The sequence below is a fragment of the Rhodococcus sp. IEGM1428 genome (assembly GCF_050321865.1).
Taxonomy (GTDB): domain Bacteria; phylum Actinomycetota; class Actinomycetes; order Mycobacteriales; family Mycobacteriaceae; genus Rhodococcoides.
In genome coordinates, this window is record NZ_JBNQFW010000003.1 from 487,277 (window position 1) to 513,601 (window position 26,325).

Below are 26,325 nucleotides of genomic sequence, written 5' to 3' on the forward strand. Positions count from 1 at the left end.
TCCCCCTATTGCTGCTTGTCCTCCATCATCCGGGTCACTGTTGAAGGGCTCGTGAACAACGCGTTACGGCCACGTCAGTTCACTAGGGTGGAGCTCGTGACTGCACTCGCCTTCGGATCCTGGCCTTCGCCCATCACTGCAGCGGACCTGTCGTCCGCGGGCCACCCCGTCGAGGGCGGTCGCTACGTCGGCGACGAGATCTGGTGGTCGGAATTGCGACCTGCCGAACAAGGGCGGACGGCGATCTGTCGCCACGTCGACGGAGAAGTGCAGCCGATTCTGCCCGCACCATTCAACGCCCGCACCCGAGTCCACGAATACGGCGGTGGGGCATGGACTGCGACAGCAGATGGGGACCTGGTGTTCGCCGAGTTCTCCGATCAACGTGTCTACCGACTCACCCCAGGCGGGGCACCCGTGCCGCTGACTCCGAAACCGGCTGTGGCGTCGAGCATCCGGTACGCCGAACTGTCGGTGGTCGGTCACGACGTCATCGCAGTCCGCGAGATGCACGACGCCGGTGCGGTATCGCGAGACATCGTGGCGATCGACCTGAGCGGCGGCGGGGTGCGCTCGTTGGTGGCGGGCTCGGACTTCCTTGCGTTCCCGCGCTTGTCGCCCGACGGCACCCGCATCGCTTGGATAGCGTGGAACCATCCGCAAATGCCCTGGGACGGAACGGAACTGCGCGTGGCTTCGCTGGCCGATCCGTCGTCCTGGACGGTGCTGCTGGGTTCGACCGAGGAGTCGGTGATGCAGCCGGAGTGGATAGACGACGAACGGTTGTATGTCGTCAGCGACCGAAGTGGTTGGTGGAACCTGTATTCGGTCACGCTCGACGGTTCGCTCAGCCCGCTGGTGACGCTCGACGCCGACTTCGGAGCCCCGCTGTGGCGACTCGGATCGAGTTGGTACGAGGTGCTGGGCGACGGAAAGCTGCTGACCGTGCGGACCGTCGGTACCGACACCCTCGCCGTGCTCGACCCTGCATCCGGCACTCTGGACGACATCGCGCTCGAGGGTGTGACGTCGGTAGGTCTCGGTGGGAGCCGTGGATCGACCGTGTTGATCAAGGGCGGTGGCGCGCAGGTGGCGAGCGGGCTGTTCGCACTCGATCTCGGAACCCGTGAACTCACACCTGTGCGTTCGGGTTTCGAGTCCGTCCCCGACGCTGCGTATCTGCCGGAGGGGCGTCAGGTGACGTTCCATGGACCGAATCGTGAGGTGCACGCCATCGCCTATGCGCCTCGCAACCCCGACTACGAGGGCCTGGACGGCGAACTCCCGCCGTACGTCGCGTTCGTACACGGTGGCCCGACGGCTCACGTGGCACCCGCACTGAACCCGCTGTTCGCGTACTTCACCAGCCGCGGCATCGGCGTCGTCGACGTGAACTACGGCGGGTCGAGCGGGTACGGCCGCGAATACCGCAACCGACTACGTGGACAGTGGGGCGTCGTCGACGTGGAAGACACCATCGCCGCCGTGCAGGGGCTCGCCGACAGCGGCCTCGCCGACCCGCGCCGGTTGGCCATCGAAGGTGGCTCCGCAGGCGGTTGGACGGTGTTGGCGGCACTGACGTCTTCGGATGTATTCGCGTGTGGGGCTTCATATTTCGGTGTCGCCGAGCTCGAACTGTTCGTCGCCGAGACCCACGACTTCGAATCGCGCTACATCGACGGCCTCATCGGACCCTTGCCCGAGGCCATCGACCTGTACCGCACCCGCGCGCCGGTGAACAACGTCGACGGACTCTCGTGCCCGGTGCTGTTGCTGCAAGGACTGGACGATCCAATCGTGCCACCGTCACAGGCCGAACGATTCCGAGACGCCATGGTGCAGAAGGGAATTCCGCACGCCTACCTGGCCTACGCCGGCGAATCGCACGGATTCCGCAAACTTGAAACCCAGGTGAACGCGCGAGAGTCCGAACTGTCCTTCTACGGCCAGGTCATGGGATTCACGCCGCCCGGAATCCCCGAGCTGGAGCTGTGGCGTCCCCCTAGCTGAGGGGCGGGTGTGCGCGCTTCGCCTCGAGAAACTCGAGCAGCGCGCTGGGGATGGCGCAGTACTTGCTGTTGCCCACGGACAACTTGCTACCTGCCTCGAACGCAGCCTTCGACGGGCCGTCGTTCTCGAGGATCAGTGCGCAGAGTCGCTCGTCGGTGCGGCCCGATTCGCAACACTTCTCGACGTGAGCTCGGTCGTCGGGTGACAGCGTTGTCCACCACTCGTCGTAGCGGTGAAACAGCTTGTCCGCGTCGTCGGTCATGCCTGCTCCTACTCGTCGGGTACGCCGTGCGATTCCGACCATACCCACGATGCCCGATTCGTCCAGCATTGCGGAGTGATGTAGCCGCTCTTCAGCAGGATCCGGTCGATTGGACATCGAGGCTCGGCAGTACCGCCGGTGTCGAGGGTGGCGACCGATCGGGATCGGATCGACGGTTCGCGATAGCTGAACTGTCGACTCGATACGAAACGCAGTTTTCCGACGTCGGTGACGTCGCGGGAGCGCGAACCGACGTCCGTTGGCCCTGGGCACCCGCCAGTGCCGCAACAACACCGATTGCTACCAGGGCCGCGACGGCCGCGCCCCACGCGAGTGCAAGCCGGCGGGGCATACCGATTCCGGACAGGCGCTCGGCGGCTCCGGGCCCGACGTTCACAGGGCCGATGTTCTTCGTGAGCCTGGTGTTGTTGTGCCGCGGACGCGTGGCTGCGTAGAGCGCTGCACCGACTGCATGGTGGTCGTCGATCGCGTCGTCGAGCAGGATCAGCTCAGACGACTCGCGAGCGGCCACTGCCGTCACCACCGGGACTGTCCCTGTCGGCATGTTCGACGCCACGATGTATTCGACACCATCGACGTCGCTGTGAGCGCAGAGTTGCCGGATCGCGGAACTCAACTGGGACACGGTCGGTCCCGAGCTCGGCATGCGTGCCTTACCGAGCATCAGCGAGATCGACGACTCGATCAGGAGCGCTGTGCACCCGGTGTCGTTCGATTCCACCACGATGTGGTGATGCGCGTGCGGTAAGAGCTCGTGCGTTGCAAGGTAGGCGGCGAGAGCTTTGCCCGTGCGGACCGACTGGACGTCGATTCCGTCGCTTCGTGCCGTCTTCGGCACACTGCGGTTCGACCACCCTGATGACGCCACTGCCACTGCCAAGACCTCGATGCCCTCCGACTCGGCGCGACTGTGCAGGGCGTCGACGAGCGCGTCGACGAGCGCGTCGACGGTGTCGTCGTCGGGCGTGTGGCGTGGGATCGTCAGTCTGTCGAGGGGTTCGGCCGTGGGAACGTCTGCGTCGATCAACACACCTCGGAGTGCACTGTCGCAGCACGTCGATATTCCGATACACGTTTTCATGGGGGTGCCCTTCACCGTCGGTTGGTCCGAAGCCAACCACCGACCGAGCGCGCTCACGGAGAGCGTCGAGGGTGAACGTCGGGGTGATGACGTGCGGGGTGGGTGAATGCGATGGTGAATTCGGGTGTCTCGTGTGGTCCCGGCTTTGTTCGCGCGCTGCTTCAGGATAGAAATGCTTGATATTTTAATTACGCGGGCACATCGAGACTCTGAAAAGGCAGTCCCACACACCATGATGTCCACTCGGAGTTCGGGGCGACCTGCAGGTGATGGTGCCGTCCACGGGCGGCACCAGCTGCTTTCCTGGTTGGACGTCCCGGTCCGGCTCCACCTGGTGTGCGCTCCCGTCGGTTTCGGGAAGTCTCCCTTGGTCGATGCCTGGACCAGATCGAATTCGGACCGCGCTCGGACGGCCCTGCGGGTGCCGTCCCGCAGCGCTTCCATCGTCGGGTCCGATCCGTGGTCCCAGCTGATCCGCCAGCTGTACATGCGTGGCTTCGTCGCCGGGGTGTCACGCGAGGACACCGGCGGGACGTACAGTTCCTTCGAATCGACGATCGTACTGCTCAACCGAATGGACCGGCCGATCGTGCTCGTCATCGAGGACGTTGGAGATTCCGCCGGTACGACGGGGGTCCTCGAGGGCGAGGTCGAGCAACTACTGGACCTCTGTCAGCACGTCGACATCGTGCTACTCACGACGGACAGACGTTGGCTCGACACGATTGCGTCTCTGCGGTTTTCGCACGAGGTCATCGGCGAACAGGATCTGCTGTTCACCACGGAGGACGCCGAGCAGGCGTTGTCCGAGCGGAACATCGCGCACAGTCACGGGGACGCCGAGATTGCACGCACGGTAACCTCGGGCCTTCCCGGCTTGATGAAATATGCGACGGCGGCTTTTCGTAATCTGCTTCCTACGGCACCTCGCGGCGATCACTACCTCAGGACCGTGTCGAGATCCTTGGACGTGTATGTCGAAGCACGGATCTACCGCGACGACGCAATTCGACACCTGCACGAGTTCATCGACGCCATCGCTGCGGCCGAGTCGGTGGACTCGGAACTAGCTCGGGCGCTGACCGGTCGGGCGGGCACCGACCAGGCCGTTGCCGAGCTCGTCGACCATGGGCTTCTTCTGGTCGACAGAAACACGACCCGGCCGGGCAGATGGCTGTTCCCGCCGGCGTTGCGGGAGGCCATCCTCAAACGTCAGCGCGACGAGGGACACGATCCAACTCCGCGTTTGATCTTCGTCGCGCGCTGGCATCGTGACCACGGCCATCAGCGCGATGCACTTCTACACGCCGTGCAGGCGCAGGAATGGCCACTGGTCATCGACATCATCGACTCGCACTGGATCACGCTGCTGAGCCAGGATGTCTCGATGTTCAGGGCAGCGCTCGTCGCAATCCCTGGCAGTCGCATCTCGGCACGTCCAGCGATGCTGGCGGCGAGACAACTGCTGACCGGTGCCGACTCGGCATCCACCACCTCCGAATCGCTGATCCCTGCCACGATGGATGCACTGCGCGCGCTTGCGTCGTCGCCGCAGGGGTCCGAGGCATTGCTGGCGGGAACCGTACATGCCGTATTGATACGCCTGGCTGGGGACTTCACCGGATCGGCTGAGCTGTGTCGGAGGCTCGCAATACTGCGCAGATTCATGCACGACACCTCCCCCGAAGTCCAGATCGATTCGGTGGCACTGTTGCATTACCAGTGGAGCGTGAGTCATCAACTTGCTGGAAGCCTGCAAGAGTCCGGCATCGAGGCTGCGGTGGCATATCGCGGGTCCAGCGTCGACGAACTGAGTTTCGTGGCACGCGGTTCGGCGGGCACCTCAGCATTGAACTGGGCGCTGATCGGGGAGCATGCGCGGGCCAATCAGTGGCTGGAACGTAAAGTGCAGCAGGGGCTTCCGGATTCCTGGCTGGAGCCAATCGTGCGTACGGCCGGTCTCGCAGCTCGGGGTCTCGGGGCGCTCGATTCGCTCGATCTGGACTACGCCAGGTGGATCGTCGAGCAGCTGAACACGCTCAGTGAGCGTTCCGAGATGTGGCCTGTGATCGCCCACGTGCGAGCGGGATTCGAACTCCTCAACACACGACCGGCACTGGCCCTCGATCAGCTTCGCCGTGCCAAGGCCAACAATGTCCGAAGCGTACAGCCCGCAGGTTTGGCGACACGATTGTTGCTCACCAGCGAAATCGAACTGCTACTCGCGTGTGGTCTGGGCAATCAAGCAGACGCCGCCGCGGGGCGGGCTGGAGACGAAGACTGGGCGATGATCCTGCGTGCTCGTGTCTACAGTCTGACCGGAAGGGATTCGCAAGCGGTGTCGCTGAGTCGTTCACTGTCTCAGTCGGCCGACGTCAGTCCACGTCTGTTGATCGATTCGCTCTTGATCGAGGCATCGAGCGCACTACACCTCGGCGAACTCCGAACGGCAGCGGCCGCGTGGACCCGTGCGATCACTCTGATCGATCATCTCGAGCTTCCCCGCAGCTTGACCTACCTGGCGAGCAGGGATGTCGAAGCCCTGACGTCGTTGGTTCCAGGTCGCTCAACGTCCTTCCGGCGGGTCTGTTCGAGTGGATCGGGTTCGGTGTTCCCCGAATCGGTTCGCTACGTGGAGCTGACCGAGCGAGAGGGAATAGTGCTCGTGGCGCTCGCTGCCGGGCAGGGGCACACGCGCATCGCCAAGGACCTGTTCGTGTCGACGAACACCGTCAAAAGCCAATTGCGCTCTGCGTACAAGAAGCTGGGGGCGCACACTCGCGACGAGGCGTTGTCCGCAGCGCGGGAGATCGGCCTACTCGAGTGATCGCCCACGCGTCAGTCGCCAGCGGGTCGGTCCTCCTCGTCGGGTGTCGTGTCTTTCCCGGAGTCGAGGGCTTTCGCGGAATCCAGGGCTTCGACGGAATCGACGGCTTCCTCGAAATCGGGGATGTCCGCTCGGTCGAGTAGTTCACGCAGACGCTCGCTGGTGTTCAGAAGTTCCGTGATGATGTCGTTTCTGTCCGAATAGATTTCGCGCACATCGGCTTCCGCGTCGGCTCGTGCGTCGGTCGCGGCCTGCTCCGCTTCGCGTCGGATCGTGTCTGCCTCGATGTTGGCGAGGCGCAGTGCATTGCCTGCCTCCTCGGTGATTCGGTTCGCTTCCTCCTCGGCGAGAGCTAGAATCTGTTGCAGGCGCGTACTGATCTGTTCCCCGGGCGGTGTTACGGCCGACGCGGCGGCGAGTCCCTCACGCGCGGCGTCCGCTGCTCGGCGGTGCTCAGCAGCCGCGGCCGTCATTTCCCCGAATTTCCTTGTGACACGATCGCGTTCTTCGCTGACCGACGCCAACTGCTTTCTGGCCGAGCCGAGTTCGGCCTCGATCTTGTCGATGTGCTGTTGTTGACGATCGATTGCCTCGACGTTTCGCTCGAACCGTAAGTGCAAGCGATGAAGATAGTCCTTCACCTGGTCGGGAGAGTACCCGCGGCGTTGGATGTCGAACGGGAGATCGGTGTTGGTGACAGACATGGCGGAACTCACAATCTGATTGTGGCAGAGGAACGTACGGGATTACCGAGGCGTCACAGCGTGATGCCGAAGACGCGCGCACGGTCCCTGGTCAACGAAACCGCGGTGGTCAGCTTCGAGCCCCGGATTCCGAGGGCGTATTTGCCGGGTAAAAGCCCGGAGAAGGAGAACATTCCGTCGCCGGTGGGGGCCACCGAGCGTGAAATCCATTGGTTGCATGAGTCGACCCCGACGAGTTGTACCGGCTGCGCCGTGCTCGCTGGATCATGTTCCACGTATCCGGCGACAATCCCGTTCGCCGGAGCGTCACTGGCTTCTTTCTCCTCGGAGCCGTTCACGGTCAGCCCGTTCGGGTCGCAGACCGCGTCGACGAATTCCGAAGTGGTGGTGGGCAACGCGGTCGTCTCCAGGAGCATCGCTGCGGACTCGATGCCCACCGTGGCGGACATCGGTCGCAGCGCGGCAGCTTCCGTGACCACGATAGGTACCTCCATGGTCAGGGAGTCGTTCTGCGCGGCATCATCGACTTGGCACGTGAACCGTTGGGATTCCAGATCGCTCTCGCTCGTACCGGTGTCGGGGTCATGGGATGTCAGGGCCACCGTTTCGACGTTCCACGCGTCGAGGCAGATGCTCGACGCGTCACCTGCAGATATGCCGGGAGAGAACAAGATCGACAGACTCGGACTCGGCCACGGTTCTCCGGGCGCAAGATTGATCCTCAAGGTATCGGTGGCGACGTCTATTTCGGCTGCGAGGTCGGTGCTCTGAGCGTGCGCAATGCCGCCGAAAACTACCGTCACGGCCACCGTAATTCCCACGGCTGCGGTACCCAGAACTCCGCGGCGTCGCGTCGGCGAGCGGGTAGCGGTATCAGGCTCGGCCCTTCTGTCACTCCAGTAACTCATACCCCTTATTGAACAGTGACAGATCACTGCGTAGTGACAACATCGTTGTGAACCCGAAGGTGAAACGCACCCTGCCGGGGTGAATTAGGGGGTGAAGCCGATGGGGTAATACCGCCGCTGAGCGAGAACTCTGTAGTCGGCTGGGACACTGGTGACTGTGAGTATTCGACCGGAGTGGACGACGAACATATACGGAAACAAGACGCGCGCCAAGAGCTTCGTGAGCGGCTATCGTCGCATTCTGTTTCCACTGCTTGCAGTTCTGTTCGTCTTCTATGCCAGTTCCACGTTCGTAGCCGTTGTGTTCGATTCCTACTCGCTATCGGCCTCCGGTGACGTGATTGCGATGTGCGCGAGCGCAGCTGGAGTATTCGCTCTGTCTGTGCGTCGCGTCCGGGTTTGGCAGCATTCCTTCGCGTTGGGGTGTGCTGTCGGTGCCCCGTTGAGTGCGGCCCTGTTCCACGAACATCTGGTTGCGTTGCTGTGGACCCTGATCCCGTTGATGTTCATCGCTATGTATGTGCGCGGTGTGTGCTCGGTGGCATTCACTGCACGGTTGGTGTGCGCGACGATCGCACTGTCGGCCGTCCTGGTGCTGGCGCTCTCGCCTGCAAACCCGCCGGTCTTGTGGTACTTCCTCTGGGCAGCATGCATTTTCGCCTCGGCCGAGATCTATGGCTCGCTCGTGGCGTCCCTTCTCTTCGGGGTGCTACGCGACCCGCTGACCTCGGTGTGGAATCGCACCGGTGCCGTCGCCGCGGCAGCCGAGCTGATCGATCGTGCACAGGAGCGCGACGAGCAGATCACCGCTATCGTGATCGAACTCGAGCACGCCGGCACCGGCGACGAACAGGTGACGAGTGATCGTGCGCTTCGCCGGCTGACCGAAGTCTGGAGTGCTGCCCTGCCTTCGAGTGCGGTGCTGGCGCGGATCAGTAGAGGCGAATTCGTCGCCGTACTGCGAGGTATCGGTGCTGATGCAGAGCATTTGGCCGCCGAGCTCGCCGGCAGAAGTTCGACTCCGATCGGTTATGGAATAGCTACCGGCCCACCGGTTCCGGACACTTTTGCCCAACTGCTTTTGGACGCAGACGGTGACTTGTATCGACGGAAGAGGCTGGCGGCTCGCCGCTTCGGATCCAATCGCTAGAGCGCGGCGGTTCGGCGAGCATGGTCCTCATCACGGTTGTGGACCAGATCAGACAACTGCACCCCCGCACGCGAGTGCGGGGGTGCAGTTTTTCGACGGCTGTGCGACTGTCGAGGCGTTACTTCCGGCGGCCCGGAACCTTTGCCCCCGGAGCGAATCCGAGTCCACCGGCCTTCGGCTTGGGTGGAGTCCGATCATCCGAACCGGTGGACGTCGCATCGGACTCGGTGTCCGACGCCTCTGCCCTCGGTGCCTCGGCGGCCGGTGCTTCCGTCGCCGACGCTTCAGCTGCTTCTGCCTTCGGTGCCTCGGCTTCCGGCGTCGGCTCGGCCTTGTGGGGCTCTGCCTTCTCCGGCGCGGCAGGTGCAGCGGCCGCCGCACCCGGTGTCCGTGCGCCTGGCTTCTTGAATCCGGACTTCACGGCCAGGCCCTTGGGCTGGACGGTCGGCTTGGATTCTGTTGCAGCGGAATTCGTTGCAGCAGGCTCTGCGGCAGCGGGTGCTTCCGAGGTCGCGGCCTCAGCAGCTGGTGCCTCGGAAGCCGATGCCTCAGCAGCAGGTGCCTCGGCAGCCGGAGCTTTCGCCGCAGGGGCACTCGCGGTCTTGGCTCCCGGCTTCTTGAATCCGGACTTCACGGCCAGGCCCTTCGGCTGGACGGTCGGCTTGGATTCGCTTGCCACAGCACCTGATTCCGCGGCTTCGCTCGCGGCCTCGGGGGCAGCTGTAGCCGCCGGTGCAGCCTCGGCGGGCTTGCCCGGTGCCTTGGCTCCCGGCTTCTTGAAGCCCGACTTCACGGCCAGGCCCTTGGGCTTGACGGTGGGGGTCGACTCGGAAGCCTCGGCTGTGGCGGGTGCGTCGGACGCCGCGGGAGCGTCGGCAGGTGCAGGTGCCGACGCCTTCGCACCGGGAGCCTTGCCCTTCATCTGCAGACCCTTGCCACCGGGTGCCTTGCCTCCGGCCATTCCGAGACCCTTCGACTTCGGAGCAGCGTCGGCGGGAGCGGCCCCTTCGGTGTCAGGCTCGGCGGTGTCGGTCTTGGCAGCGGAACCGGGTGCCTTCGCCCCTGGTGCCTTGGCCAGACCCTTCATCTTCAATCCGCCGCCGGCCTTCGGAGCCGGAGCTGCCGGAGCGGACTTCGCTTCCGCAGGCTCCTCGACGGGTGCGATGCGCTCGGCCTCTTCGACCTCGGCAGCGTTCTCGGTGTCCAGCTCCTCCTGAGGGGTGCGCTCGCGGGGGATGACCTTGATGTTCTCGGCCAACACCGAGGACTCGACGCGGGTGATCGACTCGAGCATCAGCTGCGCGACATCGACAACCTCGACGCCCTCGTGCGCGCCGCCTTCCTGCCGGGCAGTGACACCGTCGGTGAGCATCACGCGGCAGAACGGGCAACCTGTGGCGATCTTCTTGGGGTTGGTGGCGAGTGCCTCGTCGACCCGGTCGATGTTGATGCGCTTGCCGATATTCTCTTCCATCCACATGCGAGCGCCACCGGCACCACAGCACATGGACCGCTCACCGTGACGCGGCATCTCCTTGAGGTTGGAGCCAGACGCGGCCATGAGCTCACGCGGAGCGTCGTACACCTTGTTGTGACGGCCGAGGTAGCACGGATCGTGATACGTGATGTCCTGGCTGACCGAGGCCACCGGGATCAGCTTCTTCTGGCGCACCAGGCGGTTGAGCAGCTGCGTGTGGTGCACCACGTCGTAGTCGCCGCCGACCTGCGGGTACTCGTTGCCGAGTGCGTTGAAGCAGTGGGCGCAGGTGACGACGATCTTGCGCTTGGTCTGCTCGACGCCGTCGAACACGTTGTTCAGTGTCTCGATGTTCTGCATCGCGAGCTGCTGGAACAGGAACTCGTTGCCCGCACGGCGAGCGGAGTCGCCGGTGCAGGTCTCATCGGCACCGAGCACCATGAACTTCACACCTGCGGTGGCGAGCAGCTCGGCGACGGCCTTCGTGGTCTTCTTCGCGCGGTCCTCGTAGGCACCGGCGCAGCCGACCCAGAAGAGGTACTCGTAGTCCTGGAACGAATCGGCGTCCTGGCCGAAGACCGGGATGTCGAAGTCCATCTCGTTGATCCAGTTGAGACGGTCCTTGGAGTTCTGGCCCCACGGGTTGCCCTTGTTCTCGAGGTTCTTGAACAGACCTGCGAGCTCGGACGGGAACTCCGATTCGATGAGCACCTGGTAGCGGCGCATGTCGATGATGTGGTCGACGTGCTCGATGTCCACCGGGCACTGCTCGACGCAGGCACCACAGGTGGTGCAGCTCCACAGCACCTCGGGATCGATGATGCCGCCCTCGATGGCGTCGGCGACGAGCTTGCGATCGGCTTCGTCACGGGCGGCTTGCGGGATGGCGTCGAGCTTGGCCTGATCGACGTTGCCCTCGGAGTCGACGAGTCCGACCTCGTCACCGGCCATGTCCTTCTTGCCGCCGGCCAGCAGGTACGGGGCCTTGGCGTGGCTGTGGTCGCGCAGCGACATGATCAGCAGCTTGGGGGAGAGGGGCTTGCCGGTGTTCCACGCGGGGCACTGCGACTGGCAACGGCCGCACTCGGTGCACGTGGTGAAGTCGAGCCAGCCCTTCCAGCTGAAGTCCTCGATCTTGCCTGCGCCGAACGCGTCGACGTCGGGATCGGCCTCTTCCATTTCCAGGACCTTGCCGCCGGACATCATCGGCTTGGCCGGTCCGAGGGCGACGGTGCCGTCGTCCATGCGCTTGAAGTAGATGTTCGGGAACGCGGTGAAGCGGTGCCACGCGACGCCCCAGTTGATGCGGGTGCCCACGATGTAGAGCCAGATCATGCCGGACATCAGCTTGATCAGCGCAAAGATCGAGACCATGTTGGAGTTGGCCGGCAGCAGCTCGGCGAGGCGCATCGTGAAGAAGTCGGTGTACGGGTTCGAGTGTCCGTAGGTGGCGATCTTGCCCGCCTTGACGAACACCATGCCCAGGCCCTCGATGAGCACGACGGCCTCGACGAAGTAGGCGGCCTTGAACCCGGAGCCGGCGAAGCGCGACTGACGCTCGGGCTTCCGCGGGTGGTTGAGCTGGCGAATGATGATCAGCGTGGTGATGCCGATAACCGTGCCGAGCCCGAGAATCTCGTCCATCAGGTGGTAGATCGCGGTGTCGCCGACGATGGGCCAGTGGAACTCGGGGTTGAACGTCTGTCCGTAGGCCTCGAACCAGAACACGGACCCGACCATGAAGCCGATCATCACCAGCCAGTGCGCCCAGCCGACGGTACGGAACTTGACCATCTTGGTGTGGGCGGCGAACTCGATGATCATCTGCTTGAAGCGGGGGACGATCGGTCGCCAACGGTCGGGTGCCGGCTGACCCAGCCTCACGATGTTGAACATGCGCAGGGCCCCACGAATGAAGGCGTACCAACACACGAGGCTGAGCAGAGCACCGACTGTGCCCAACGTGATCGTCAGGGCGTTCATGTCGTGGCCTTTCGCTGTGGGGTGGCAGCTGGGACAGCTACCGCTGGTTCAAGCCCGTCGAACTGTATGACAGCCAATGTTACTCGTCGGTAGCTACATAACTGTACTGATGGGTAACTTAGCATCGTCCTGGCGAGCGACGCTGGTGGGCATCGAAGTGAGGCCATCCGACGGGCGGGCTGAACTCGTCAGTAGGTTGTCTCGTAGGTCACGTTATGCGCAGGCCTCTCGGGTGCTGTCTAGAAGGCAGTCCTAACCTGCCCGTTGCGCTGCCGGAATCGTTGCTACGGTGGGCCCGATTGCCTGTGGGGCCGTCGTTCCTTTCTGGGATGTATTCGGCCGATCGAACGACATTTTTCGGGACATGGTGAGGCCCCACGGCCCCGTGTGCACCGGAAATCGAAAATGTTTGTGACAGTTGGTAACTGCTAGGTGTCGGAGCAGTTGCAAAAGGACAACGAACGGTACGATTCGTGCGCTACACTTCGGTCGCACCAAAAGTCGCAAAAGGGTCATCGGGGTGACTTTGCGTTTGACGGTTGCCTAGCGGTACTGCCAAGCACTCCCTGCACAGAAACGGAACAGAACTCCACATGAAACTCAGCAAACTGGTCGTCACTTCGGCCCTCGTAGCAACAGCTATGGGTCTGGCCAGCGGAACTGCGTACGCGCAACCCGAGTCCAGCACGACCCCCGATACGAACTACTCCGTGGAGCTCGAAGACCGCACCATCGTCACCACGATCGATGCGGGCGTCTTCAAGGTTGCCGACGACGGCAAGACGGTCGACGTCCTCGACGCCGCCGACAAGACCCTCGTCACCCTCCCGCTGTCGTTCAACCTGGGTGGACTGAACTTCCCGTACGAGCAGAACGTGGACGACAACGGCAAGACCCTGCGCCTGATCCCGAACCTCGACTTCACCAAGGCTTCGGCGAACTCGCGCAGCATCGGTGCCACGACCGTCGCGTCGCCCGAGGAAAACCTCGCGGCACAGCAGAACTTCTCCTCGCAGCTCGGTATTGCAACCGCCATCGGTGGTTTGACCGGAACGGCGATCGGTGCGGCAATCGGTTGTGTAGTCACACTTCCGGCGGGATGCCTTCCGGGATTGGTGACTGGAGCAGGAGTTGGTGGAATCATCGGCACGATTACCGCCGGTGGACCCACTCTGGTCGTCGCGGGCATCGACTTGATCAACACGCTGAATGCGGCACCCGGCACCACTGTGTGGGCCAAGTAGCCTCCAGCTTCACGCAGGGCCCGCACTCGTCGAGAGTGCGGGCCCTGCGTCGTTCGAAGCGCGTGCCGGCTACGACGTGCGAACCGTCAGACCGGGGTTCTCGGCCAACACATCGTTGATGGGGGTGGCGAACAGTTCGGGTCGCTGGCCCTGCAGCATGCTGAACACCATCGCGATTTCGCAGGACGGTTGATCGCCCACGTTCGATGCGCTGGCGATGCCGACGGCGAGGGTGCCGCTGACGATCGGTCCACCGCTGTCGCCGCGGAGGGCGCAGATGGAAGTTGAGAAGCTACGGTCCATGACGGCCTCACCCATGGCGACGCTGCGGCCCGTGGACAGGATTGTGCCGCAACTGAATCCGGTTCTGGAACCGGACTTGCAGACCGGTGCACCCACGATGGGATTCACCGTTCCGGTGACGTGCAGCGGTCCCGAGCCGGGCACTCGCACCGCATTGCTCTCGAATTCTCCGACGTTGGCGTCGTCGATGTCGATCAAGGCGTAATCGTTGTGGGACTGGCTGGTTCGATAGAACGAGCCGAACTTCGATCCGACGAGGCTCCCGTACATCGGATACGCGCCTGTCGACGCTGCGGAACCGGTGTCGGCTGCGCCCGGATCGCAATGGCCCGCAGTGATGTTGACCGAACCACGCGTCGGGTCGACGGCATTGAATCCGAGTGAGCAACGCAGACCGAGGCCGGCCGGGGTGCCCGCGAGGAAGCTGTCTCCGCCGAGATAGGAACTGGCGCGAATCGGACCGGCAGTGGGCGCGAGGTCGAAGGGAAGCAGCTCCAGCAGCGGGTCGACGGCGTCGCGCACTCCCTGCGGGATCTCTATCCCGGGCGCGACCGTTACGAATCCGTTGGCCGATGCGGCGTCGGCCACCTCGGCGTAGGTGGGGCCGTCCGCGACCGCGACGACAGGCCGACCGTCCGCATCGAGCCAGGTACCCGTGACAGCCTCGGAACCGACGGCGGAGGCGAACTCCGCCAACCGGCGAGCCGCGTCGGCTCGGTCGAGGAACTGTTGCGGATCGAGCCCGAGGTCGCGGGCCACGGCGTCGGCCAGCTCGGGTGGCAGGACCGGATCTGCACCTACCGCCGGCGCGGCAGCGGCGACAGGAGCGAACACTGCCATTGCCACCACGCACGACACAGCAACCATCGACAACCCCAGCGCACGGCGACGCATCGAACCCCTCCCCCGAGGCATCCACGATGTGATGCCGTTCACTGACTATAGGGGGTGGGCAGCTGCCGACCTACCTGCTCATTCGGTTCGCAGAGTCGCTTCGGTTGCGTCGACGACCTGATCGATGGGAATGCCCAGGCTCGCGGTGCCGCCGTACTGCGCCAACGCCAGATTCGCCTCGTTGCAATCGGGCGCGCCACCGCTGTTGGATCCGCTGGTGATTCCGAGCGCGAGTGTTCCCGTCACGATGGCACCGCCACTGTCGCCCGCCAGAGTGCACGCGGTACTGGCGAATCCACGAACCGTGCGGGAGGTGCCGTCCTCCATGTAGAGCTGTGTCTCGACGCGGTCGGCGGCAACAACGCCACACGTGAACGACGAGGACTGACCGGACTTGCAGACCGGCGCTCCGATCACGGGTGCTGCGGTTCCGGTGATCGTGACGGTGCTGCCGTTGGCTCCGCGGACGGTGGGACGGTCGAGACCGGACGCAATGCCGCTGTCGTTCAGGGCGATCACCGACCAGTCGAGGCCGTCCTGTGCGCCCAGGCTCGACCGATCGAACGACCCGATCTGGGTGCTCCGCGCAATGTCCGCCGGATCGGGCAGGTACACCGGTGCGCCGCCGGCTCCGGTAGCCTTGTTCGGATTGCAGTGTCCGGCAGTCAAATTGACGGCTTTGCCGGACTTGTCGACGGCGTTGAATCCGAACGAACAGATGCTGATGTCGGTGGTCGGAGCGTCGGCGATGGGCCCGGTGCTGGTGACATAGGTGTCGCCGCCCATGGGAGTCGGGTCGACCGGCTTGTTTCCGCCGGGGGAGAGGATGACCTTGATGTTGGCCAGCAGCGTCGGCAGGTTGAGCGCGCTACCGATCGGGCTGTTCACCAGGTCGATGACGACCTGGTTGTCGATGAAGTCGATGGCCGTTCCGTTGATCTGCTCGGAGATCTCACGGGGGAGGCCGGCGATCCACCCGTTGAGGTCTGCGAGCGATTTCTCGAGCCCGTCCGCCGACACCGGCGACTGAGCTGTGGCGTATCCGTCCTTGGCCACTGCCTGTGCTGCAGCGGGGGAGGTGACGGCGACGACGGCGTTGCCGTCGGGTCCGATCCATGCGCCGGCGAAATCGGCGGGGCGGCTGGCGCGGAAGTCCGATGCGTAGGCGGACAATTCCTGCGCACGAGCGGCTCGATCGAGATACTCCTGCGGGGAGATCTTCAGATCGCGCTGCACAGCCTCGACGAGCTCTGCGGGAAGCCGATCGGCGGGAGATTGGACAACGGGCTCGGCGGCCGCTGTACCGGAGAACGAAGCGAACAGAACGAAAGCCGTCGAGCACAGCACTGCAGTACGCAGAGCCCCGGTGTTACGCATGAAATCCCTTCATCGGGTGCTTGGTATCAGCGCCCCACCCTAGGGCATGAGCCGCTGAACCAGTGTTTGCGCAGGTCAGGGGGTATCAGTATCGGAAGATGTCGGTGTTGTTGCAGTCGTAGTAGTAGCTGCCGTTGTGGTCGTCGCGGCCGGGGTTGTCGTCACCGGGGTCGTGGTCGGCACCGGGACGGTGGTGGCGACTACGGGCGGCGGCGTGGGGATCGGTGCCGGCGGCGGCGCAGGCAGCGGTGTGGGTTGGGGCGGGGTGTACGGCTCGTAGGTCGGTTCGTCGACCTCCTCCGGCACGACGACGGCTGGAGCGGGAGTGACGGTAGTGGTCGACGGCGTGCGGGTCGAGGTGACGACCGGCGAGCCCGCGTCGGTGACGGCCGGGGGCGTCGGGGCCGGCGAACTGCCGAACACGCCGCTGACTGCCGCGATTGCCAGCACGATCACCACGCCTGCCGCAGCACCGGCAATGACGGTGGTGATGGTGCGCGACTGTTCGCTGCGTTCCTTCTTCGCCTCGGTCGACGCGCCAGCCGGGGCAAGAACAGCCGGCACGTCACCGGTGTTCGACGCGTTCTCCTCGGCCGGTTCGACCGGGTGGGACCGGAACTCCGAGGGCTCGAACATCGGTGCCACCGCCGGTAGGGCCTCGGAGAAGGCGAGGGACTTCTCCGGCGGGACAACAGGAATGGCGTCGGTGTCGAGCGAATCGGTGCCGTCGTTGCGGGTGACGATCGGCGCGGCACCGGTGACGAGAGAATTGCCGTCGACATCGTCGACCTCGGCCAGCAGCAGTGCGCCTCGGGGCGCTGCGAGTGGCTCGACAACCAGCCGGCCCGACGTCCGTTCGGCAATCTCCGCCGTCACCGACTCCAGTTCGGCGCTGCCTCCGGTGAGCACCACGGTGCCGGTCTGCGGCACGTCGAGGGTGCGGACCGAAGGCGCGACCAGGTTTGCGAACTCGGCTCGCGTCACGGTCGTGGTCTGCGACAGGCCCGGCAGATCGACCGAGATGGTGGCCTGCTCGTCCGTGCTGAGCGCATGTTTGGCTGCCTCGCAGGAGGCAACGACGCCGGTGAGGGCGGCCAGGACTGCGGCGTCGGACAGATCGATGTGCTCGCGATCGGTCACCACGTGATCGAACAGTGCGTCGGTGAACACGTCTCCGCTGACGGCGGTGGTGCGAACCGTTCCGCCTCCGGGATACGTCGAGATGTCGGTGCCGGTGGCACCGATGTCTATCACCGTGGCGGCCGTGCCGGGGTTGCGCTGCGCGAAGGTGCTGGCGGCCTTCGCGTCGGGCACCAGTGCGATTGCGGTGAGGCCGGCGTGATCGAGGGCATCACGCAGCAGCGCTACGCTCTCGCGCGGCCATCGCGTCGGGTAGGTCATGGTCGTCACGGGTGCGTCCGCCGACTCGGTTGCCGAGGACATCATGGTGACGAGGCAATTGGCCGCGTTGGCCATCAGGTCCTCGGCGCGGTACGCGGCGGCGTCGGGTTCGAGGTCCTCCTGCTGACCGACCAGGTCGACGAACCGGGTGAAGGGCGCTGTGTCGGCGGGTTCGCCGAGATGGGCGCGGCCGTCCTCGTCGAATCTCAGAGTTGTCGGTACTACGACGACCGTCGGCTCGTCGTCGGCGCGGACGCGGTGGACCGCCACCGACCTGGTGTTGCCGACGGTGATTCCGAGATGCCCCGCACCGCTCATCGAGTTCCCTCTGTCGCTGCGTCACGTGCCTGCTCGGTCACGGGTTGTGTGTCTGTCGACTCCGGTTCGGTCGTCTCGCCGGTGTCGTCGCCCGGTCCCTCGACCGGGACCTCCGGTTCGGGTTCGACCGGATCGGTGGTCTCACGCGGTTCTTCGCGGTCTCTGGTCCCGGGCGCTTCGAGCGCCGGGCGGGTGTCGATCTCGGTCGGATCCGGCTTGCTTCGAGGGTTCTCGGAGGTTTCGGCCGGGCGCGTGTCTTCGGTAGTTTCCAGCGGAAGAGGTGCGACCGGGGCGATCTCGGCGGCCGGCTCCACGACGACGGTCGGGAAATCGATCGGGCCACCGGCTCCGGTCCCGGACGACGTCGTCGGCGGTATCAGCTGGGCGTTGCCGATGGTGGGCACCGTCGTGTCGGTGGAGGTCCCCAGTTGCAGCGCTATCAGGGACGCGCCGACGATCAACGCCGAGGCGAACGCCGCCGCCGCGAACAGAGGGCGACGGTCGGATCGTGTGGGGGACAGCACCGCGATCCGTTCGGTCACAGCGTCGACGGGGAATTCCGAGGCCAGAATCGCAGCACCGCGCGCCGCGGCGACCGCTGTGTCCATGCTCTCGAGGGTCGCTCGTACCGACGCATTCCACACAGCGAGCGCCTCCGCTTCGGCCACCAGCGACACGTGCGCGAGGCCGTGCGCATTCATCGCCGAACGCAATCCGAAGACCTGATCGGCCGTCCAGCGGGCCGGGTAGGTGGCGGCCGCGGCGAGGTCGCCGGGTTGCAGATCGATTGACGACGCCACCTCGGTGAGCAGGCACAACAGGGCCATCGACGTCAGCTGCTCGGCCGGAAAGACGGTGCCCTTGCTGCCGGTGACGCCGACGCCGTCGGCGAGAGAGTCGAGGAAGTGTGTGTACGCCTCCGACTTCTCGTCGGGTGCGTCACCGAGCGAGACGGTGCCGTCTGGATAAGTGTTGAGCACGGTCGAGTGCAGCGACGCCAGGTGCAGCGACGGGCCGGGCGCAATGGGATGCGACACCGCGGCGACGGCGCGTTCGTCGTCCAGATAGAGGCCGACGTCCGGCGTGCCGATCCTCACACTGCCGGGCTGCTCGGTCATGGGGGTTGCTGCCTGTTCTGATCGGTTACCGGTGGTCGGTCGTTATGTCGCTTCGGGCCCTCACACAGTTACAGTGCCGCTCGCTGCGCTGGTGGAGCCTCCGTATCCCATGGCCCGCAGCATCGAGATGAGCTCCGAACGAGACTCCGCCCCGAGCCTGCGCCGTATTCGAGCCACATGATGTTCGACGGTCTTCGGGGAGATGTAGAGGCGGCTGCCCACCTCGCGGTACGTGACTCCGAGCACGAGCAACTCGGCGACCTCGGCCTCGCGTTCGCTCAGCGAACCCGTCGGTGTCGGCGTGGTTCCCGAACTGTCGCGTCGGTGCGAGTTGGGCGGCTGCGATCCGGTTTGACGCAGCGACCTGGCGATGTGCAGCAGTGCGGTTGCGGTCGCGGTATCGCTGACGGTCAGCGCCGCCTCGCTGGCCAATCGGGCTCCGTCCCAGGGCAGTCCGAACGCGGTCAGCGTTCGTGCCGAATTCTCCACCTCGGTCGGATCGGGCCTGCCCTGCAACACGCCGAGCCAGGCGCGACCGGCCGCGGCGAGGGCGGCGCTGTAGGGGTGGGTGGGAGCGGCTGCCGCGAGAGCCTTGGCGTGCGGCACCAGCGCGTCGGGAGTCTGCGCCACGATGGCCGCCTGCACCTGATACCAGTGCAGCGCCGACGCCCAGACGGGCGGATCTCCGAGCGATGCGAGCAGATCGGAGGCCTGCCCCACAAGATGTTCGACGCGGTCGACCTGGCCGAGTCGGGTTGCAGCCAAGAGTAATTCGCCCAGAGGTAGCAGTGCGAACAGATCTGCGGAGTATTCGGCGATGACGTTCTGTGCACCGGTCCATGCCGTCATCAGCGATCCTGCGTCACCCGATCTGCGTGCCAGGCCTACCCTGATCGCGTGCAGGAAGAGTTGATTGCGCATGTGGGACAATGGAATCCGGAGTGCATCGAGCGCAGAGCTCGCCTCGGCTGCATCGCCCCGCAGCATCGACGCCCAAGCCCCCAGGAGGATCAGTCGGGTGTGTGCCTCGGATCCTGGACGCCGCTCCGGCAGCGCCCGCGCCAGGATGGAATCGACGCGAGCGAGGTCGCCGCAGTGCACTGCATGAAGGGCCGCGACGGCCGCGGCGGTGTCGGTGGCACACGAACGATCGGAGACGTTGCCGGTCAACGACATTGCGCGCATCAACGAGTGTGCGGCCGCGCTCGACTCGGCTGCACTGCGAGAATCGATGGACCCGAGGACACCGGCCACCAGGAAGGTGCCGGATGCAGTGCTCGACGTCGGCGCAAGCGCGGACACGGCGGTCATCGACCGGTCCGCGCCGCCGCGATCACCGGCTGCGGCAGCGGACAGAGCGGCCCACACCCCATCGGGCCCGAGTCGATCCTCGCCGAGCCAGATGAACAATTGCGCGCTGCGGGAGAGCATTCCGCGCTGCGCGGCAATCGAGGCCGAAACTCGAACCGCTGTCCGCAGATCCGAGGAGTCGCAGACGGCGGCGCTGTCGAGGATCACATCGGCGTAGCGCCCAGCCTCGTCCAGATCGCCGGCGGCGGCCGCGACCTCGGCCCGCCGGGCGGCGAGCGCCGCCGGATCGAAACCGGCATCGACAGCGGCGTCGTACAGCGCGCCTGCAGTCTCGACAGACGCCGAATCTGCGTGCTGTACAAGAAAATCGGCCAGACCTGCGTGAACGACGCCGCGCTGCGCCAGCGCACGCGCGGCGGTGGCATCGAGCAGGTGGGATCGGGCTGCGACGTCGGCGACGGAATGGAGCAGGACGCCGCAGCGCCGATCGCCGATCAGCTCGGTCAAGGGAACCTCGGCGGCCGGAACCAATGCGCCGGTGGAGTCGATCAAGCCGGAGCTGCAGGCGTGGTCGACGACAGATTCGACCTCGTTCGAGCGCGCGACGAGCTGCGCGGCCGTCGCGGGCTCGGGAGCGATACCGAATCGAGCCGCGAGCAGCAGTGCCCGAGTGTCGTCGGCGGTGTCGAGCAACATCCGACGATGCTGTGCAGCAACGGCTTCGGAAACCACTCTCAGGGGAGCCGGGTCGGAAAGTTCTGCGCCGAGCGCGGCAAGAGCGGCGTCGACGGCGGCAAGAATTCCCCCGGTGGACTTCGCGATCGCATTGGCCAGTGCCGCAGAGATGGGCCGTGCAGTGGCGGCTGCTCGTGCGGCGATCGACGTCTTGTCCAGCGGAACCAGAGTCAGTCGACCGGAACCGGCCGACGCTATCAACTTCTCGATGCGAGAGTCGAACTCGCGCGGAGCCGTCGCCACGACCAGCGTGATATCCGAGCGAGTCGCCGCCGCAGCGATCTCGTCCAACCTCTGCTCCGACAGCAGATGCGCGTCGTCGACGAGAACCGTCGAGCCGGACGGTGCATCGGCGATGCTGCCCGAATGCGGATCCACCGACGCCGCGATCGCGTCGAGAACAGCGGAACGACCGGACCCGTTCACTCCGACGACAACATGAAAACCAGTGATGTCGAGGGCATCACGAACGAAACGATCGGCGCGTTCGACGCCGACGAGGGATGGTCGGATGCTGATCACGGTCGACTCAGCGGCCGGTCAGGCCGCCGACGACTCCGCCGAGCCCGTCGCCGACGCCACCGACCGCACCGCCGAGCCCGTCACCGACTCCGCCCACGACGCCGCCGAGGCCCTGACCCACACCTTGGCCGACATCACCGAGAGTGGGGCCCTGGTACGTAGGTGGCTGGTAGCTGGGAACCTGCACGTTCGGCACCTGCACGGCAGGTGGTTGGTAGTTGGGCACCGTCGGGGCCGCGACCGATGGGATGGTCGGCACGGTTGCTGCGCCGTTGTCGGCAGTGGCCGCGGCGGTGGCCGGGGATCCGGCGACGGGAGCTCCGGTGGCCGGATCGATCTGCGTCACTGTGCCGTCGGCGTTGACGACCGTGGTGGGAGCACCCTCGGATCCGACTGCAGCAGAGCCGTTCTCGCCGGTGGTCGTCGTCGATGCGTCCGCGACAGCTGAGGTGGTTCCCGGTGTTTGGGTGCTCGAGATCTCGGCGTTGGACTCGGCCGGGGCGGTGTTGTCGGAGGTCAACGCTGTACCCACCGACAGGCCTCCGCCGGCGAGAAGCGCGAGGACGACAACGGATCCGGCGACGAGGCCGGCCTTCTTACGGCCCGACATGCCTGCGTCGGATTCGACGGCGGTAGGCGTCGGTGCCGGTCTCGGGGTGGGGCGCGGCATCGGAGCGGCGGCAGCGGTAGCCACGGAGGCCGTGGGGACCGCAGCCAGGGACGCTGCGTCTTCTGCGGCGGTGGCGTCGGCGATGTCGCTTCCGAGAATCGCGGCCCCGATCGCGACGGTCAGTTCCGGACGAGGTCCGGCTACGACGGGGGCGCGCAGTTCGGACGAGATGAGTTCGGCAACGAGGGGGATGGCCGAGCTGCCGCCGACGAGCACCACCTGGTCGATGTCGGTGACCTCGAGTCCTGCGGCAGCCACGGCGTCCCGAACGACCCCGACCGACGCCAGCAGCGATGTGCGTACCAGCTCTTCGATCTCGGAGCGCACCAGGCGAACCTCGGTGTGCAGGCCGGGTAGGTCGACCGTGAGCGAGGTGGACGTGTCGTAGGAGAGTTGTTCCTTGGCCTGGCCACACCGGGAGCGCAATTCCACCAGCGCACCCACGGTGTCGGGGTCGAACGGATCGAACTCGAACGACTGACTTCCCGAGACGGTATCGAGGACGTACTGCATGATCGCGTGATCGAACTGCGCACCGCCGAATTCCTGCGAATGGACGCCACTGCCGACGACTCCGGCGTCGGTACCGGTCCGGATCAGGGTCACGTCGAGGGCGCTGGCACCCAGGTCGTAGATCACGGCGAGGCCGTCGGACTGTGTTCCGCGGGTCACCTCGAGCCAGCGCATCGTGGCAACGGACTCGGGTACCAGTGTGACATCGGCCAGGCCGGCGCGGTCCAATGCCTCGCCGAGGGCCTCGGCTGTGTACGCCGTCCAGCGGGTGGGGTGGGTGACAACGACCGTCGGGGCGGAATCGGCTCCGGCGGACACCTCGGCCACGAGTGCGCGAGCGGCTGTGGCGTACAGATCCTCGGCGCGGTGACTGCGGCCGTCGTCGTCGATGAGTTCCACCGGGTCGCCCACTCGGTCGGCGAATCCGCTGATCAGGTGGCGGGCCGATCGGTCCCACAGCTCGGCCAGGCTCGGGGCCGCACCGGGACGAAGATCGAGTGCCGAACGCTTGACCACCGAGGTCACGGGGTCGGTGTCGAGTGCAGCAGCCGCTGTCACCGAACCGATACGTATGCCGAGCCCTGTCCCTGTCGTTCCGCAGGCTGCACTCTTGCCGTTCATAGTGGTGTCGCCGCCTTCATCTCGCCCCAGCCGTCAGTGGTACTGCCGTCACTCGCACTGTCGGAATGCGTTCGTTGTTCGTTACGTCTCACAGCAGGTTAGAGCGCGAAACGAGTGAAATCCCCTAAAGCGCCCAGATCCCCTAACGACAGCCCCCTGGCGACCCCCGGGGTAGTAGGGGGATCGGCCCCGTTGGGCGGGGGCTCTCCGATGCATAGCTTTGTGATCAACCACGAAGTACCACTCGTCAAGGAGACCCAGATGGCTACCAACGCCGTACTCGATTTCATTCTCAGCCTGCTGCGCGACGACCAGGCTGCAGCGGCCTACTGCGCCAACCCCGAGACGACGCTGGCCGCTGCCGGCCTCGGCGACGTGACCCACGCAGACATCGTCGCCGTGGCACCCCTGGTCGCCGAGTCGGGCCTGTTCGCCGGAGCGGGCAGCCAGCTGTCGGCCATCTTGGGTGCAGGCGGATCGGCCGGCCTCGAGGGCGCACTCGCCGGAGGCGCGAGCCTCGGCGGCGGATTGTCGGCCGGGCTCGGACTGGCTGCGGGCGCAGTCGCCGGCGGCGGACTCGCTGCAGGCGGCAGCCTGACCGGCGGAATCGATGTGACCGGTGAGATCGCCGCATCACTGCAGGCAGCCCTCGCCGCCGCGCTGGCGGTCGGTGGCCAGATCGGCGTGGAGCTCGGCGCTGCATTCGGTGGTGCCCTCGACGCCTTGATCGGCGCAGGTGCAGGCATCGGCGGCGGTGTCGGTGGAGGTCTGGATCTGGACCTCGACGGTCTGCTCGGCGGAACCGTCGGTCTCGGCGCTGCGTTGACCGGTCTTCTCGGAGCGGGCGCGGGCATCGGGGGAGCGATCGGCGGCGACATCACCGCACAACTGCAGGCCGCCCTCGACGCCGCCCTCGGCGCAACCGGTGCCGTCGACCTCGGCGCGCTGGCCGACATCCAGGGTGGACTGAGCGGCGCGCTCGGCGCGATCTTCGGAGTCGGCGGAACCGTCGGAGCCGAGCTCGGCACGGCGCTCGGTGGCGTCTTCGACGCCGTCCTCGGTGCCGGAGCCGGCCTCGACATCGCAGGTGACCTCGGTGCCGCTCTGACCGCGGGCCTCGGCGGCGCACTGGCAGGCCTCGGCACCGTCGGCGCAGATCTCACGACCGATGTCGGTGCAGCCCTGGACGGAGCACTCGGTGCCGGTGGCGCACTGGTCGGCGACATCGCCGGTGGCGTCGGTGCCAGCCTCGGTGGGCTGTTCGCAGCAGACGGTGCCATCGCGGGATCCATCGGAACCGCACTCGGAGCCGTCCTCGACGCCGGTGCGCTCGCAGACCTCGACCTCGACGCATTGGTGGCCGCGGGCGGCAGCGTCGGCGCGGTCGTCGGCGGTGCACTCGGAACGGCACTGGACCTCGACACCAGCGCGATCGGCGGCCTGACCGCGGCCCTCGACACCGCACTGGAAGGAGTCATCGGCGCAGGCGGAGGCATCGCAGGTGGTGTCACGGGCGGCATCGAAGGTGGAGTCGCCGGAAACCTCGAGGGCCTCCTCGGGGCCGCATTCGGCGTCGGCGGCACCGCCGGAGCTCAGCTCGGCACCGCACTCGACACAGTGCTCGACACCGGCGCAGCCCTCGATCTCGGAGCCGTACTCGGTGCCGGAGCCGACCTGAGCGCAGGACTGTCCGGAGCGATCGACACAGCAGTAGCCGCCGGAGCCGATCTCACGGGAACCGTCGACGCAGCACTCGCCGGAGTGGGCGGAGTCGGCGCAGATCTGTCGGGCGGTCTGGCCGGAGTGGGCGGCGTGGGTGCCGGCCTGACCGGCGGGCTCGCCGGACTCGGCGGAGTGGGCGCGGGCCTGACCGGCGGTCTGGCCGGACTCGGCCAGGTCGGCGCAGATGTGACCGGCGGCCTCGGAGCCGTCGGAAACGTGGGTGCGGATGTCACCGGTGGCCTCGCAGCCGTCGGGAATGCCGGTGCGGGCCTGACCGGCGGACTTGCCGGCCTGGGCGACGCGGGAGCCGGCTTGTCGGGTGGCCTCGCCGGACTCGGCAGCCTCGGTGGCGGTCTGGCAGGCGGGGTTGCCGGCGGTGTTTCCGGCAGCGTCGACGCTGCGGCTCAGGCCGGAGCCGGACTCGAAGGAGCTGTGACCGGTGGCATCAGCACCGGAATCGATGCGGCAGCATCCGCAGGCGCAGGCCTCGAGGGAGCTGTGACCGGTGGCATCAGCACCGGAATCGACGCGGCAGCATCCGCAGGCGCAGGCATCGAAGGAGCTGCGAATACGGCAGGATCCGTCGCCGGCGGCCTCGAAGGTGCGGCAGGCGGAGTGGTCGACGCGGGAACATCGGTGGGCGGCGAGATCGCGTCGAACGTCGGCGGCGGACTCGACGCCGGTGCTTCGCTCGGTGGAGGCATCGCCTCCACCGTGAGTGCAGGAGTGGGTACGGGTTTGGATGCTGGTGCCGACGCTGCGGCATCCGTGGGCGGCGGGTTTGATTCCGCTGCCGACATCGGTGGACAGGCAGCGGGCAGCGTCACCGGTGGTCTGGAATCCGGTGCGGAGGGACTGGCGAATGCAGGCGGCAGCCTTTCCTCGGCCACGAACGGTGCAGCGTCGGGATCGTTCGAGCACTCCAGCTCCTTCGACGGCGGCGCAACCGCGTCCGGCACGGGCTGGTCGAGCGTCGACTCCAACGTCTTCGGACAGGCCGAGAGCGATTCGAGTCTGTTCAGCGATGGCAGCCTGCACGGCTCGGTGGACTCGGCAGCCGATTCTCTCGGCCACGCAGTGACGGTCGATCACGACATCGATCCGCTGCACCCCTGATTCGGTCAGCGACACCAGTGCACGGCCCCGAGTGTGT

The 26,325-nt window shown here is 65.9% G+C and carries 16 protein-coding genes; 5 read left to right on the forward strand and 11 right to left on the reverse strand.

What is annotated here, in order from left to right:
• The first annotated feature begins 96 nt into the window (after nt 1-96).
• Nucleotides 97-2,010, forward strand: coding sequence for a prolyl oligopeptidase family serine peptidase (locus ACQR3T_RS17150; protein ID WP_428694264.1), 1,914 nt, complete (start codon nt 97-99; stop codon nt 2,008-2,010).
• Here the strand turns inward: ACQR3T_RS17150 and ACQR3T_RS17155 are convergent.
• Complete coding sequence (locus ACQR3T_RS17155) at nt 2,003-2,272, reverse strand: hypothetical protein (RefSeq protein WP_428694265.1); 270 nt, start codon at nt 2,270-2,272, stop codon at nt 2,003-2,005. The genes ACQR3T_RS17150 and ACQR3T_RS17155 overlap by 8 nt on opposite strands.
• Nucleotides 2,273-2,363: 91 nt before the next feature.
• The gene (locus ACQR3T_RS17160) at nt 2,364-3,323 is read right to left on the reverse strand and encodes a hypothetical protein (RefSeq protein WP_269602550.1); all 960 of its coding nucleotides are present in this window, start codon (nt 3,321-3,323) and stop codon (nt 2,364-2,366) included.
• 472 nt (nt 3,324-3,795) lie between these two features.
• Here ACQR3T_RS17160 and ACQR3T_RS17165 point away from each other — a divergent pair, with 472 nt between their 5' ends.
• Nucleotides 3,796-6,201, forward strand: coding sequence for a LuxR C-terminal-related transcriptional regulator (locus ACQR3T_RS17165; RefSeq protein ID WP_428694266.1), 2,406 nt, complete (start codon nt 3,796-3,798; stop codon nt 6,199-6,201).
• A gap of 11 nt (nt 6,202-6,212) precedes the next feature.
• Here the strand turns inward: ACQR3T_RS17165 and ACQR3T_RS17170 are convergent, their stop codons facing one another.
• Entirely contained in the window at nt 6,213-6,917 is a 705-nt protein-coding gene (locus ACQR3T_RS17170) for a hypothetical protein (RefSeq protein ID WP_269602548.1), read from the reverse strand.
• 41 nt (nt 6,918-6,958) lie between these two features.
• Nucleotides 6,959-7,813 (reverse strand): hypothetical protein, encoded by an 855-nt coding sequence (locus ACQR3T_RS17175; RefSeq protein WP_269602547.1) that lies wholly within the window; start codon nt 7,811-7,813, stop codon nt 6,959-6,961.
• A 157-nt stretch (nt 7,814-7,970) separates the two neighbouring features.
• On the opposite strand from ACQR3T_RS17175, the gene ACQR3T_RS17180 reads away from it, so the two are divergent.
• A complete protein-coding gene (locus ACQR3T_RS17180) occupies nt 7,971-8,963 on the forward strand; it encodes a diguanylate cyclase domain-containing protein (RefSeq protein WP_269602546.1) in 993 nt (330 codons plus the stop codon).
• Nucleotides 8,964-9,081: 118 nt separating this feature from the next.
• Here ACQR3T_RS17180 and ACQR3T_RS17185 read toward each other — a convergent pair whose 3' ends face one another.
• Nucleotides 9,082-12,423, reverse strand: a complete 3,342-nt coding sequence (locus ACQR3T_RS17185) for a (Fe-S)-binding protein (protein WP_428694267.1) — start codon at nt 12,421-12,423, stop codon at nt 9,082-9,084.
• Nucleotides 12,424-13,016: 593 nt separating this feature from the next.
• Between ACQR3T_RS17185 and ACQR3T_RS17190 the strand changes: the two genes are divergently transcribed.
• Nucleotides 13,017-13,667, forward strand: a complete 651-nt coding sequence (locus tag ACQR3T_RS17190) for an ammonium transporter (RefSeq protein ID WP_428694268.1) — start codon at nt 13,017-13,019, stop codon at nt 13,665-13,667.
• A 69-nt stretch (nt 13,668-13,736) separates the two neighbouring features.
• Here ACQR3T_RS17190 and ACQR3T_RS17195 read toward each other — a convergent pair whose 3' ends face one another.
• The 6 genes from ACQR3T_RS17195 to ACQR3T_RS17220 form a co-directional block, all read right to left on the reverse strand.
• A complete protein-coding gene (locus ACQR3T_RS17195; RefSeq protein ID WP_428694269.1) occupies nt 13,737-14,864 on the reverse strand; it encodes a S1 family peptidase in 1,128 nt (375 codons plus the stop codon).
• A gap of 78 nt (nt 14,865-14,942) precedes the next feature.
• Nucleotides 14,943-16,241 carry a S1 family peptidase gene (locus ACQR3T_RS17200; RefSeq protein WP_032376204.1) on the reverse strand — a complete coding sequence of 433 codons (1,299 nt, stop codon included), beginning with the start codon at nt 16,239-16,241 and terminating at the stop codon, nt 14,943-14,945.
• Nucleotides 16,242-16,316: 75 nt separating this feature from the next.
• On the reverse strand, nt 16,317-17,960 hold the full coding sequence (locus ACQR3T_RS17205; protein WP_428694270.1) for an Hsp70 family protein: 1,644 nt from the start codon (nt 17,958-17,960) through the stop codon (nt 16,317-16,319).
• Nucleotides 17,957-19,078 (reverse strand): hypothetical protein, encoded by a 1,122-nt coding sequence (locus ACQR3T_RS17210; protein ID WP_428694271.1) that lies wholly within the window; start codon nt 19,076-19,078, stop codon nt 17,957-17,959. Before ACQR3T_RS17210 ends, ACQR3T_RS17205 begins: the two co-directional genes overlap by 4 nt.
• A 60-nt stretch (nt 19,079-19,138) precedes the next feature.
• Entirely contained in the window at nt 19,139-21,646 is a 2,508-nt protein-coding gene (locus ACQR3T_RS17215) for a LuxR C-terminal-related transcriptional regulator (protein ID WP_428694272.1), read from the reverse strand.
• 7 nt (nt 21,647-21,653) lie between these two features.
• A complete protein-coding gene (locus tag ACQR3T_RS17220) occupies nt 21,654-23,450 on the reverse strand; it encodes an Hsp70 family protein (protein ID WP_428694273.1) in 1,797 nt (598 codons plus the stop codon).
• A 261-nt stretch (nt 23,451-23,711) separates the two neighbouring features.
• On the opposite strand from ACQR3T_RS17220, the gene ACQR3T_RS17225 reads away from it, so the two are divergent.
• Nucleotides 23,712-26,288, forward strand: coding sequence for an IniB N-terminal domain-containing protein (locus tag ACQR3T_RS17225; protein WP_428694274.1), 2,577 nt, complete (start codon nt 23,712-23,714; stop codon nt 26,286-26,288).
• Nucleotides 26,289-26,325 lie beyond the last annotated feature (37 nt).

Bases quoted from the DNA above. Each gene is read 5' to 3' on its own strand.
- ACQR3T_RS17155 (WP_428694265.1), bottom strand. From the start codon at position 2,272: ATGACCGACGACGCGGACAAGCTGTTTCACCGCTACGACGAGTGGTGG.
- ACQR3T_RS17175 (WP_269602547.1), bottom strand. From the start codon at position 7,813: ATGAGTTACTGGAGTGACAGAAGGGCCGAGCCTGATACCGCTACCCGC.
- ACQR3T_RS17185 (WP_428694267.1), bottom strand. From the start codon at position 12,423: ATGAACGCCCTGACGATCACGTTGGGCACAGTCGGTGCTCTGCTCAGC.
- ACQR3T_RS17190 (WP_428694268.1), top strand. From the start codon at position 13,017: ATGAAACTCAGCAAACTGGTCGTCACTTCGGCCCTCGTAGCAACAGCT.
- ACQR3T_RS17195 (WP_428694269.1), bottom strand. From the start codon at position 14,864: ATGCGTCGCCGTGCGCTGGGGTTGTCGATGGTTGCTGTGTCGTGCGTG.
- ACQR3T_RS17200 (WP_032376204.1), bottom strand. From the start codon at position 16,241: ATGCGTAACACCGGGGCTCTGCGTACTGCAGTGCTGTGCTCGACGGCT.
- ACQR3T_RS17205 (WP_428694270.1), bottom strand. From the start codon at position 17,960: ATGAGCGGTGCGGGGCATCTCGGAATCACCGTCGGCAACACCAGGTCG.
- ACQR3T_RS17210 (WP_428694271.1), bottom strand. From the start codon at position 19,078: ATGACCGAGCAGCCCGGCAGTGTGAGGATCGGCACGCCGGACGTCGGC.
- ACQR3T_RS17220 (WP_428694273.1), bottom strand. From the start codon at position 23,450: ATGAACGGCAAGAGTGCAGCCTGCGGAACGACAGGGACAGGGCTCGGC.
- ACQR3T_RS17225 (WP_428694274.1), top strand. From the start codon at position 23,712: ATGGCTACCAACGCCGTACTCGATTTCATTCTCAGCCTGCTGCGCGAC.